This window comes from Tibeticola sp. (genome assembly GCF_022759015.1).
Classification (GTDB): domain Bacteria; phylum Pseudomonadota; class Gammaproteobacteria; order Burkholderiales; family Burkholderiaceae_C; genus Tibeticola; species Tibeticola sediminis.
The window spans coordinates 1-5,973 of the sequence record NZ_JAEMQB010000004.1 but is presented as its reverse complement, the minus strand read 5'-3'; the positions used below and the strand labels follow the sequence as shown (position 1 = coordinate 5,973).

General features: G+C 69.5%; 7 protein-coding genes. 5 read left to right on the top strand and 2 right to left on the bottom strand.

The window, feature by feature from the left end:
- Positions 1-135: 135 nt before the first annotated feature.
- On the bottom strand, positions 136-1,374 hold the full coding sequence (gene dprA / locus JHC36_RS00295) for a DNA-processing protein DprA (RefSeq protein WP_287914402.1): 1,239 nt from the start codon (positions 1,372-1,374) through the stop codon (positions 136-138).
- Between the two features lie 22 nt (positions 1,375-1,396).
- Positions 1,397-2,620: a LysM peptidoglycan-binding domain-containing protein gene (locus JHC36_RS00290; protein ID WP_287914401.1), complete on the bottom strand. Its 1,224-nt coding sequence runs from the start codon at positions 2,618-2,620 to the stop codon at positions 1,397-1,399.
- Positions 2,621-2,811: 191 nt separating this feature from the next.
- Between JHC36_RS00290 and def the strand changes: the two genes are divergently transcribed.
- The 5 genes from def to JHC36_RS00265 all read left to right on the top strand — a co-directional run.
- Positions 2,812-3,345 (top strand): peptide deformylase, encoded by a 534-nt coding sequence (gene def / locus JHC36_RS00285; protein ID WP_287914398.1) that lies wholly within the window; start codon positions 2,812-2,814, stop codon positions 3,343-3,345.
- An 82-nt stretch (positions 3,346-3,427) separates the two neighbouring features.
- On the top strand, positions 3,428-4,420 hold the full coding sequence (fmt, locus tag JHC36_RS00280; RefSeq protein WP_287914396.1) for a methionyl-tRNA formyltransferase: 993 nt from the start codon (positions 3,428-3,430) through the stop codon (positions 4,418-4,420).
- Positions 4,417-5,238, top strand: a complete 822-nt coding sequence (locus JHC36_RS00275) for an AzlC family ABC transporter permease (protein WP_287914394.1) — start codon at positions 4,417-4,419, stop codon at positions 5,236-5,238. Before fmt ends, JHC36_RS00275 begins: the two co-directional genes overlap by 4 nt.
- On the top strand, positions 5,235-5,564 hold the full coding sequence (locus tag JHC36_RS00270) for an AzlD domain-containing protein (protein ID WP_287914391.1): 330 nt from the start codon (positions 5,235-5,237) through the stop codon (positions 5,562-5,564). Before JHC36_RS00275 ends, JHC36_RS00270 begins: the two co-directional genes overlap by 4 nt.
- A gap of 83 nt (positions 5,565-5,647) precedes the next feature.
- Positions 5,648-5,973, top strand: a 326-nt coding sequence (locus tag JHC36_RS00265) for a pyruvate kinase (protein WP_287914388.1), incomplete at its 3' end; no start/stop codon positions are given.

Here is a 5,973-nt window from a genome sequence, read left to right as displayed (position 1 = left end):
CCCGAAGGGGCGCCCCAAAACGCGCCCGAGTAGGCGCAAAGCACAGCCGTAGCTCGGGCTACGGCGCGCATTTGCAACGCCCTCTGGCGTGTTTTGGGGCGTCAAAGCGGGCATGACCAATTCCCTCTCAGCCTCTCAGGCCCTGGCGAGTCGCTGGAACAGTCCGCCCGGCAGACGCGCGACCGCCCCGTCGAGTTCGAGTTCGAGCAATTGCGCCTGCAGCGTCGCCGCGTCCATGCCGGTGCGGGCCAGCAGGGCGTCGAGCCCGATGGGGTCGTAGCCCAGCGCGTCGAGGATGGCGCTGCCCGAGGGGCTCGCCGCAGGCGGGGTCGATGCATCCCCAGCGGCGGCCCCGGACCGCGGTTGGGAATCGGAGCCTGGGCCGAGCTCTTCGAGGATGTCTTGGGCCGACTCGACCAGTTTGGCGCCCTGGCGGATCAGGGCGTGGCAGCCGCGCGAGAGACTCGAGTGGATCGAGCCGGGCACGGCGAACACTTCGCGGCCTTGCTCGGCCGCGAGCCGTGCGGTGATGAGCGAGCCCGAGCGCAGGGCCGCTTCGACGACCAGCGTGCCCCGGCTCAAGGCGGCGATGAGGCGGTTGCGGCGCGGGAAGTTGGCGGGGCTCGGAGGGGTGCCGAGCGGATACTCGCTCAGCAGCAGGCCGCGGCGCGCAATGCGCCGGGCGAGCTCGAGATGCTGCCGTGGATAGACCCGATCGAGCCCCGTGCCGACGACGGCGACGGTTGCCAGTTCGAGCGGGGCCGGTGCGCCCGCGAGCGCGCCTTCATGGGCCGCGGCGTCGATGCCCAGGGCCAGGCCCGAGACGACGGTCCAGCCACTTTGGGCGAGCGAGCGCGAAAACTGCCGGGCATTCTCGGCGCCCTGCGCGGTTGGGTTGCGGCTGCCGACGATGGCGATGGCCTGTTCGCCCAGGTGCGTGAGGCTCGAGCCTGCGCCATGCGAGCGCCGCGTGGCCGGAAACGCGGCGCCCGGCGCCGTGGCGATGCGACCCAGCACGTAGAGCAGCAGCGGCGGGTCGTCGAGCTCGAGCAGTGCGCGGGGGTACGCGGCATCTCCGAGCGCGATGACCGCGCGCTGCATCGACGCGGCAGGGGCGTCGGCCGTGGCATCGGAGCCGCCCGGCGTTTCCTGCAGCCAGTTCCAGGTGACATGGATCCGATCGTCCAGCCCCGGCGGGGGTGTGAGCAAGGCCCAAGCCTGCGCGGGCGTCACTACCTGGCGCAAGGTGCTGCTGGGCTGCTCGAACACGGCTTGCGGCAACCCAAACGCGGCCAGTAGGCGGCGGGCAGTCACCCCGCCGATGCCGGGCGTGGTGGTCAGCCGCAACCAGGCGGCCAGTTCGTCCCGCTCCATGGGCCGGGCGGCAGCTGCGCGCTCAGCGCGGTTGAACGACTCGGTCGCCGACCTTTACGCCGTCGGCGATCTGCAGCAGCAGCGCGTAGGAGACGCGTTCGAACGGCAGGAAGACCATCAGCAGCCCGTTGCGCTCGTCGGGCAAGCGCAACTCCGTGGGACCTTCGGGGCCGCCGCGATCGACCACGCGCGCGCCGGCGCTCAGCACCGCGAGCACGGTCCCGGTGTCGATGCCGTCTTGGATGCCGCGGTTGATTGTGACGACTTGGTTCTGTGCCGCAAAACGCACCGCGCTGCCGTAGACCGAGACGATGCGGGCATCGACCTCGCCCGCGGGCGCGTGGGGCGCGTAGCTGCGGAAGCTGCGCTCGGGTTCGGGCAGCAGTCGGTCGCCTGTGCGGATTTCTTCCTTGGCGCTGACGATTTCGATCGTGGCCGGCACGGGCAGCCCCTCGGGTTTGCCGTCGGGCCCCGGTGCTTCGGAGACGGATTCGCCGCGTTGCAGGCGGGCGCGGCCGACGAACTGCGCCTCATAGCCGAGGATTTCGCCGCTGGCCGGGTCTTTGAGTGGGCGCAGGTCGCGGTAGACCCGGTAGGCCTTGGGCTCGCCCGGGTCGGTGGAGAGGGGTTTGCCTGCCGGCCCACGCGCATAGGCCAGGTCGCCGCGGCTGAGCAGCACGCTGTTTTCACGCGTGGCGACGATGCGCGGAGCGCTTTCGAATTCCTTCTCGTCGAGCACGACGGGCTCGGCAAGGAAGGGCTCGATCAGGTGCGGCGGCAAAGTCGGAATCGGCGCGTCGGCGAGTGACTCGGCGCGCACGCGCGGCGAGAGCTTGACGAGCGGCGGCTCGCTGGGTGTCTCGAGCATGGCGCGCCCGTCGCGGCGCACGAGCCGCAACACCTGACCGGGGTAGATCAAATGGGGGTTGCGGATGTCGGCCAGGTTCATGCCCCAAAGCTCGGGCCAGCGCCAGGGGCGCTTGAGGTAGAGCCCGGAGATCGCCCAGAGCGTATCGCCACGCTGCACGGTGTACTGATCGGGCGCATTCGGGGCGATTTCATCGAGCGGCACGCCGCGCTCGGCGACTTGCGCGGCGGTGCGCTTCTGGCCCGGGGTGATGGGGTAGTTGCCGGCGCCCCAAGCGGCGGCGGGCACCCAGGCACTGGCGAGCAGGGCGAGCGCCGAGAGCGCCTGACGGCGGGGCATCGTCGGTTCGGTGAGGTCGGTGGGTGGCAAGGGTTTCATGGAGAAGGGCAATCCCGGGCGGGTTTCTCTGGGCACGATGCCGCCGATTCTGCGCCCAAGCCCTGCTTCGGGCAATGTTGATCGGCGCTTCGGGCCGCACAGCGTCGCAAAAGTCGCGAAAATACCAACGTTTTTCGCTTTCCACCCGCAAAGTCTCCGGGCCCGTGGCCGGATGCTGGCGGACATTTTCCATGGCACAGCTTCCCATCCTCCGTTACCCAGATCCCCGGCTGCACACGGTGGCGCGGCCCGTCGAGCGTTTCGACGAAGACTTGCGCCGCTTGGTCGCGGACATGTTCGAGACGATGTATGCCGCGCACGGCATCGGGCTTGCCGCCACGCAGGTCGATCGTCATGTTCGGGTGGTGGTCATCGACGTCTCGGAAGAGCGCAACCAGCCGCTGGTGCTCGTGAACCCCGACATCGTCTGGATGAGTCCCGAGCGTGTGCGCAGCGACGAAGGCTGCCTGTCGGTGCCGGGAATCTACGATGGGGTCGAGCGCGCGCAAGCCGTGCGGGTCGAGGCCTACGATGCCGAGGGGCAACGGCGGACGATCGAGGCGGAGGGCCTGCTCGCGGTCTGCATCCAGCATGAGCTGGACCATCTGCTCGGCAAGGTGTTCGTCGAGTACCTCTCGCCGCTCAAGCGCAACCGCATCAAGGCCAAGCTCCTCAAACAGCAACGCGAGGAAGAGCGCGAGCGCCGCGAGCCGGTGCGGGCCTGATTCTTTTCACCGCATCGCCCAGCCGCCCCGTCGTGGCCACTTCGGGACCGATGCTTCGACCCATCCACAGCCGCGAGTTTCGATGAACCTGATTTTTGCCGGCACGCCGGAGTTTGCCCGCTCGGCGCTCGACGCCTTGCATCGCGCCGGGCACGAGATTCGCCTGGTTCTGACCCAGCCCGACCGCCCTGCCGGTCGTGGTCTGCAGTTGCAAGCTTCGGCGGTCAAACAATGGGCGCTGGCGCACGGTGTGACGGTGGCGCAGCCGCGCAGCCTGCGGCTCGAGGGCAAATTCCCCGAGGATGCGGCGGCCGCGCGCGCGGCGATCGAGGCCGCCGATGCGGATGCGATGATCGTCGCGGCCTATGGCTTGATCTTGCCGCAATGGGTGCTCGACCTCATGGCCGAGCCGCGTTCGGACGGGCGGGCGCGGTGGGGGTGCATCAACATCCACGCGTCGCTGCTGCCGCGCTGGCGGGGAGCGGCGCCGATCCAACGCGCGATCGAGGCGGGCGACGCCGAGACCGGCATCACGCTGATGCAGATGGATGCGGGCCTCGACACCGGCCCGGTGTTGTTGATGCGGCGCCTGCCGATTCCGCCCGATGCCACCGCGGCGCATTTGCACGATGCCTTGGCGGACTTGGGCGCACAAACCATCGTCGAAGGGCTCGAGGCGCTGGCGCAGGGCGGGCTCGAGCCTCGCCCTCAGCCCGAAGCGGGCGCCTGCTATGCGCCCAAGATCGACAAGGCCGAAAGCCGTGTGGATTGGACGCAGTCGGCGGCGCAGATCGAGCGCCGCGTGCGCGCCTTCGACCCGTTTCCCGGCGTCGGCGCGATGATCGGGGGGCAGCCCTTGAAGATTTGGAAGTCACAAATCGATAGCACCGAGACCCCAGTTTCCGCCGGCCCGGGCGAGATTTTGTCCGCCAATGCCGACGGAATCCGCGTCGCGTGCGGGCAAGGCGTGCTGCGCATCATCGAACTGCAGCGCCCGGGCGGGCGGCGGCTTGGGGCCGCGGCCTTCCTGCAGGGTCATCCGCTCGTGGCGGGGCAGCGCTTCGAGCCGGCATGAGCGTCGAGGCTACGCCGCTGCAAGCCCTGCGCCCGCCGTCCTGGCGGGCGATCGTCACGCATCCAGACTTTCGGCGCGGCGCGGCGGACATTGCCCACGTGGCGCTGGGTCTCGGGGCTTGGGCGCTGGTGACCGGGGTCGCGATGGTGCAAAGCGGCTTGTCGGTGCCCTTGGCCCTGTTCATGTCCTTGGCGGTGTTTGCAGGCAGTGCGCAACTCACGGCACTGCCGCTGCTGGCCTCGGGCGCGCCGCTTTGGGTGGTGTGGGCGGCGGCGACCTGCGTGAATCTGCGCTTCGTGATCTTCAGCGCGATCTGGCGACCGTATTTCCTGCCCTATCCGCGGCCCTACCGGATGATGTTGGGGTACTTCAGCGGCGACCTCAATTACGTGCTGTTCATGCGCCGTTTTCCCGAGCCGCGACCCAGCGCCGAGCAGTTGCCGTATTTCTGGGGAGGCGTCGCGGTGAACTGGACCGCCTGGCAGACCCTGTCCATCCTCGGCATCGTGCTGGCCGATTCGGTGCCCGCGCGCTGGGGTTTGGGATTTGCGGGCGTGCTCGCGTTGCTGGGCGTGACGGCCTCGCTCTTGCAGAGCCGACCGGCCTGGGTGGCCGCTGCCGTGGCGGCAACGGCGGCGATCGCGGCCTCGGCGATGCCCTTGCGGCTCAACATCCTCGTCGCCATCGTCGCGGCGGTGGCCGCTGGCTTGGCGGCCGAAGCGGCGGAACGACAGATCCGGGGCGCACGCCCGCATCGGGGGGCTGCGCCGCAGGGCGCCCGGCCGGGCGGCTCCGCGGCAGAGGAGGCCGGACCATGAACCCCTGGACCGTCGGTGTGGCTGTCGTCGGCTTGGCGGTGATCAGCGTCGTCACGCGGAGTTTCTTTTTCATTTCGCGCCGCGAGCTGCCGATGCCGGGCTGGTTGCGTCGCGGCTTGGCCTACGCGCCGCTGGCCGCGCTGCTCGCCGTGATCGCCCCCGAGATCCTGATGAGCCACGGGCAGCTGCTCGACACCTGGCGCGATGCCCGACCGCCGGCGGTGCTCGTGGCGCTCGCCTACTATTTTTGGCGCCGCGACATCCTGGGCACCATCGTGCTGGGGATGACCGTTTACCTGCCCTTGCACATCGGACTCGGATGGTAAGCCGCCTCCGCGGCCGATGTCACCCGCGCGACACTTTTACGGGTGAAAATACGCACCCCAGTACAACAACGAAGGAGACATTCATGTCCTTGCGCGCCACCCGCATCGTCGCCACCCTCGGCCCGGCGTCGAACACGCCGGAAATGCTCGAAGCCATGATTCGTGCCGGGGTCGACGTGGTGCGGCTCAACTTCAGCCACGGCTCGGCACAGGACCACATCGACCGGGCGCAGCGGGTGCGCGAGGCTTCGGCGCGCGTCGGGCGGGAAGTCGCCATCATGGCCGACCTGCAAGGGCCGAAGATTCGCGTCGGCAAGTTCGCGGCGGGCAAGGTTCAGCTCGGGCCGGGGCAGCCCTTCGTGCTCGACGCCGAGCGCAGCGAGCCCGGTGACGAGCACGGCGTCGGACT